7 protein-coding genes are annotated in these 5,624 nt (G+C 46.0%); all 7 read right to left on the bottom strand.

The genetic code is table 11. The features are described 5' to 3' along the window. Window positions 1–96, bottom strand: a 96-nt coding sequence (locus tag ABYB02_RS13995; protein ID WP_372763036.1) for a GTP-binding protein, incomplete at its 3' end; no start/stop codon positions are given. Window positions 97–126: 30 nt separating this feature from the next. After that, window positions 127–834, bottom strand: a complete 708-nt coding sequence (locus ABYB02_RS13990) for an urease accessory protein UreF (RefSeq protein ID WP_372763035.1) — start codon at window positions 832–834, stop codon at window positions 127–129. After that, the gene (gene ureE / locus ABYB02_RS13985) at window positions 824–1,336 is read right to left on the bottom strand and encodes an urease accessory protein UreE (protein ID WP_372763034.1); all 513 of its coding nucleotides are present in this window, start codon (window positions 1,334–1,336) and stop codon (window positions 824–826) included. The genes ABYB02_RS13990 and ureE overlap by 11 nt, the downstream gene beginning before the upstream one ends. 20 nt (window positions 1,337–1,356) lie before the next feature. Then, window positions 1,357–3,060, bottom strand: a complete 1,704-nt coding sequence (ureC, locus tag ABYB02_RS13980) for an urease subunit alpha (RefSeq protein ID WP_372763033.1) — start codon at window positions 3,058–3,060, stop codon at window positions 1,357–1,359. Further along, complete coding sequence (locus tag ABYB02_RS13975) at window positions 3,060–3,392, bottom strand: urease subunit beta (protein ID WP_372763032.1); 333 nt, start codon at window positions 3,390–3,392, stop codon at window positions 3,060–3,062. Before ABYB02_RS13975 ends, ureC begins: the two co-directional genes overlap by 1 nt. 11 nt (window positions 3,393–3,403) lie before the next feature. Further along, the gene (ureA, locus tag ABYB02_RS13970; protein WP_372763031.1) at window positions 3,404–3,706 is read right to left on the bottom strand and encodes an urease subunit gamma; all 303 of its coding nucleotides are present in this window, start codon (window positions 3,704–3,706) and stop codon (window positions 3,404–3,406) included. Between the two features lie 260 nt (window positions 3,707–3,966). Further along, window positions 3,967–4,875 carry an urease accessory protein UreD gene (locus ABYB02_RS13965; protein WP_372763030.1) on the bottom strand — a complete coding sequence of 303 codons (909 nt, stop codon included), beginning with the start codon at window positions 4,873–4,875 and terminating at the stop codon, window positions 3,967–3,969. Window positions 4,876–5,624: the final 749 nt, after the last annotated feature.

The raw sequence follows: 5,624 nt of genomic DNA, 5'->3' as shown, positions 1-5,624 counted from the left end.
GTAATGATCTTTTAATGCCTTACATAATTGACGTAATAAAGCGGTTTTGCCAGAGCCAACAGGGCCACCAACGCCGATTCGTAAACAATGTGTCATTGCTGTTTTCCTTGTAAAAATAGAAGCTGTTTAGCTTCGAAATAATCTTGAGTACTGTGTTTCATGTTGTGCACTGCCAAGCGCTAAGCCCGGCATAATAGGGCCAAGCTCGTCGTCTGCGAGTGTCAGTGCAGTGTCAATGGCAACTACTAATTTTGGTCGCAGCTGCTCAACTAAACGTTGCGCCGCGGTGTGGCCAAGTGGCATAGCTTTGCACGCCACGGCGAGTTGATTTTCTAACCACGCCCAAGCAAAGCCAAGCAGGCTTTGCCTTACCGGAATTTGTCGTTGCTGTGCTAACCACGCAAAAACGGTGACATAAGCAGGGTCTTGCGGTAATGCGGCATGACCAAGTGCAGGTTGCGGTTGTAACTGCAAGCTGGTGAGTAGTCGCAATAGCGCTAAACCTAAGCGGGTATCCTCGTCACTGAGCTCAGCGGTTTCGCGGTTTGCATGAAGCCAGTCATTCCAATAGCTTAAACCGTTACTATCGTTATCTGCCCAGCAGCGTTGTAAGCGCGCCAATAGCGGTAATTCGCAGCGTGTTAAACCATCATCCAGCACCCCTTCGAGCCACTCACCGAGTTGCTGTTCATTGCTTACCCAGCCAAGTTCAAAGGCACTTTCTAACCCTTGAGACCAAGCAAAAGCACCAATGGGTAGGGCAGGGCTGATCAATTGCATCAAGCCCAACAATGCCAGATCGCTACTCTGTGTTGGCTCATTGTTAGTGTGCATGGGTATGTTCATCAGCATGAGAGTGTCCATGAGCGTGAGCATGTGAATGTTCACGGCCAGCGTGTGCATAAGCGCCTGACTCGGGATCAAACGGCGCTTGGTGATGAGTTAATTGTGCACCTAACAGCAGCGCAAGCTCTTCTAAAACATGGTCTGGTGGAAAACGCACCCAGTGACGGCCGTCAGCATCAACACCAATTGCAAGTGATACATGACGGTTACCTAAGTGATAGCATAAACGTGCTAAGGGTAAGCCATTTTCTATATAGGCACTGGTAACTGCTTCATCGGCTGCACAAATACGAAATACTTCGCCACTTTTGGCACGCAGTAAATCACCATGGCGTAGCACCGGACCACGGTCCAGAAATAAGCCTACATCATGGCCCTTATCGGTTACCGCTTTAAGGCGACCGCGGATCCGTAATTCGTAGGGTAAAGTGAGGGTATCAAACACCGCATCTTTCGAGTTATTGTTTATTCTTTGTGTTAATTCAAACATCTATTTGTCCTAATAATCGATTAAAACAAGTGATAGCGCTGGGCTAAGGGTAATAAAGTGGCCGGTTCGCAGGTGAGTAGTACGCCGTCTGCATGTACCTCATAGGTTTGCGGATCTACGGTTAACTCTGGGCACTCGCCGTTGAGCTTCATGTCGCTTTTACGCACTTGGCGCACGTTTTTACACGCCACCAATTGGCTTTTCAGACCGAGCTTTTCTTCAAGGCCGGTATTCATCGAAACTTGGCTAACAAACGTCATACGAGTAGCACTAACGGCTTTACCTAACGCGCCAAACATACGGCGATAATGCACGGGTTGCGGCGTAGAAATTGCCGCGTTTGGATCACCCATTGCGGCGCCTGCGATCATGCCGCCTTTTAAAATAATGGACGGTTTAACCCCAAAGAATGCCGGTTTCCACAGCACTAGATCGGCAAACTTGCCGACTTCGATAGAGCCTACTTCATGGCTAATACCGTGAGTAATGGCTGGGTTAATGGTGTATTTTGCAATGTAGCGTTTTGCGCGGAAGTTATCGGCGCCAAGTTCTTCATCTTCGGGTAATAACCCGCGTTGCACGCGCATTTTGTGTGCGGTTTGCCACGTACGACAAACAACTTCACCAATGCGGCCCATGGCTTGTGAGTCAGACGACATCATCGAAATTACGCCCATATCATGCAGAATATCTTCGGCGGCAATGGTTTCACGGCGAATACGCGAGTCGGCAAACGCCACATCTTCTGGAATGTTAGGGTCAAGGTGATGACAACCCATTAACATATCCAAATGCTCATCTACCGTATTGATAGTGTACGGGCGCGTTGGGTTTGTTGATGAAGGCAATACGTTTGGCATCGCACAGGCAACAATAATATCAGGCGCATGACCACCGCCAGCACCTTCGGTGTGATAGGTGTGGATACAACGGTCTTTAAATGCTTCTAGGGTATCTTGCACAAAACCAGACTCATTGAGGCTGTCGGCATGAATCGCAATTTGAATATCATAGCGATCGGCAACATCTAAAGCATTGCTAATAGAAGCGGGTGCCGCGCCCCAATCCTCATGAATTTTTAGGCTCATAGCACCGGCTTTAACTTGTTGCTCAAGCGCTTCGGGAGTACTGGCACTGCCTTTACCGAGAAAACCAATGTTAATCGGTAAATCATCCACGGCTTGCATCATTTTGCCTAAATGCCATGGCCCGGGCGTATGCGTGGTGGCCACTGAACCGGTAGCAGGGCCTGTGCCGCCGCCAATCATAGTGGTTAGGCCACTCATCAATGCCTCATCCACTTGTTGAGGGCAAATATAATGCACATGGGTGTCGACGCCACCGGCGGTTAAAATTTGCCCTTCACCGGCAATAATTTCGGTGCCTGGACCAATAATAATATCGATATCCGGTTGTGTGTCGGGGTTACCGGCTTTGCCTATTGCTGCAATACGGCCATTTTTTAAGCCGACATCGGCTTTAATAATGCCCCACCAGTCGATGATCACTGCGTTGGTGATCACGGTGTCCATAACGGCATCATCATAGCGCTGGCTCTGACCCATACCATCACGGATCACCTTACCGCCACCAAATTTTACTTCTTCACCATAGTGGGTATGGTCGTGTTCTATTTCGACCCATAATTCAGTATCGCCTAAACGAATGCGATCACCCGTGGTTGGGCCATACATATCAGCGTAGGCTTGGCGAGAAATTTTCATTACACAGTCTCCTGTTTAGACGTTTTATCTAAAGGTCCCATTACTTCACCACGAAAACCGTAGAGACGACGTAAACCTGAATAAGGAATTAAAGACACTTCACGGGTTTGACCGGGTTCAAAGCGAATGGCCAAACCAGCAGCAATAGCTAATCGATAACCATACGCTTTTTTGCGATCAAAACTCAGTGCAGGGTTACTTTCGGCAAAATGATAATGAGAACCAACCTGTACCGGGCGATCCCCTTTATTAGCAACATCGATGGTGATGCTCTTACGGCCTACACACAGTTCAATGTCACCACTTTTTAGTTGATATTCACCTGGGATCATAACTCACCTCCTTAAACTATAGGGTTATGTACAGTGACCAGTTTGGTACCGTCAGGAAACGTTGCTTCTACCTGTACATCTTCGATCATCTCCGCAATACCTTCCATGACATCATCACGGGTGAGAATTTCACGACCCACGGCCATCATTTCTGCCACGGTGCGTCCTTCGCGCGCGCCTTCCATTATGGTGCAGGTAATGAGGGCGATTGCCTCTGGGTAATTTAGTTTTAACCCTTTGGCTTTACGTCGCTCTGCAAGTAAACCCGCAGTGAATAACATTAACTTGTCTTTATCTCTTGGTGTTAATTCCATCGCTAACTCCATAGTCCTCGATGTTGATATATAAATTACCTATGACTAAATGTCATAGGTGGTGTGTGCGTCAAAGCAAATTGCAATGACAACATGTATAAATATAGGTACAAAACTCTCCAGCGAAGGTACTAAATTGAGCAGTGTTATTGGCCTACTCAGATTAATACCATAGCTAATAATGGTGTTTAATTAATCACCTATAGAGCATAGGCGATAGGTTTATTGTTGTCATTTTACGCAACAATAAATTGTTAAAATTAGGTTAGCCAAATACGGGGTATGGTGGCTTGATGTCCACTTAGTAGTGGCCGTAATATATTGCGTGCTTGCTCAAATAACTGCCACACCTCGTTGCGTTCATGGCCTAAATAGCGCACTAATAAAACGTCACGGCGGTAGGTTGCTGCCCAATTATTGTTAGCCGGTAGTTGTTCACGTAAAGCAGCTATCGCCGCAGTCGGATCGCTTAACCCTACAGTCCAAAATGTACCATGCACGGTGGCTCCGCCTTGGCCCCACTTACCGTTAAATCGTGGATGACTGGGGTCTAAACTTTGTCGCTCTAACCACAATGGCTTACCGTCTTGGGTTAATTGAAAGCGCTGTTCAATTGAACCGCTGGCAAATGGCAGCTCACTGGCAGGGCGACCCAAGCCGAGTATTTCCCAGCCAAGGCATTTAGCAGTTTTAGCCAGCTCAATATTAAAAGTTTGCACACCGCGAGAGCCATCAAAGGCCAGAGTTTCTTGTGGTAACCATTCTAAAATAGCGTCATCTGCGACGCTTAAATTAGTGGTTTGGCTCCACGCAACGCCATTGCTGTCGGCTTTGTAAAGCTTATTGGCAGCAGGAGTGGTGATTAAACTGTGGGCGCCAGTGCCAACAGTAATATCAATGTTCAGTGCATCACCGCTTACGACACCACCGGGGGGATGCAGTAAATATACATGGCAACAGCCATCGCGGCCTTCTGGATAAAAAGGTCTTTGTACCCGTAATGGACCATAATGACGAGCAATATTCATGCGCGTAACACGTGTATCGCCACTGTTTTGAGAACAAAAACCGAGCGTTAAAGAAGCCGCCCAATGGCGGTTGGCATCAAAGCAATGCCCAGATTCAGCGTCTGCCCGATGTGTTACGGGCATGGAGGAAAGTGTCATCATTCCAACATATACCTTTTTATAGGCCCAGCAGTGCACCCTTCGCTATATTTTGGCAATTTCCTGACGCGCAGGGGTATAGGCCTTAAGATAGCAAAATCTTTAAGATCGTCCACATGTGTGGATTCGTTCAAATTGACGGAGTTAGCTTGTTAGCCTGCTCCGGATGTCAGTGTGCGGGCAATTAATTGCCTGAATTTGCAAACTGATGAAGATAAACTTCGAATACATATCAGGGTGTGTATCTACTTCCCGCAAATAGAGTCTGTTAAAGCTCAAATCATAGGGCGTGTAGAGTTGTGAGGAAATAACTATGTTCTGTCTAGATGTTAGCTGAGGAAAATAAATTGTCCAGAAATAAATTAAAAAAATTATATTTTTTCACAGTATTTAACACTTTTTTGTTATTTATTAACTAGATACGGGTTTTCAATGTTGGTGCAAAATATGTACTAAATGTTAAGTGGGATTAAAATAATACCAATTTAAACACTAATACAAGATAGTACTCACGATTTATAGGATTTCAATTGGTATGAAAATCGAGCTGTTTAGGGGCGGAAAACACAAGGTCAGTAAGAGTAATTGATGCGAATATATTTTTGTAAACGGGGTCTATTTTGAACCCTAAAGTTATATTTTGGTGCAAAATACAGGCAGTTTGATGCGTGAAATACCCGCATATAATCAACTCTCAGCTGCGATTTATAGGCTAAATTATTGGCTAATTGATGCTACACATTATTTCACAG

This window comes from Pseudoalteromonas sp. (assembly GCF_041613455.1).
Classification (GTDB): Bacteria; Pseudomonadota; Gammaproteobacteria; order Enterobacterales; family Alteromonadaceae; genus Pseudoalteromonas.
This window is presented reverse-complemented; position numbering and strand designations above follow the sequence as displayed.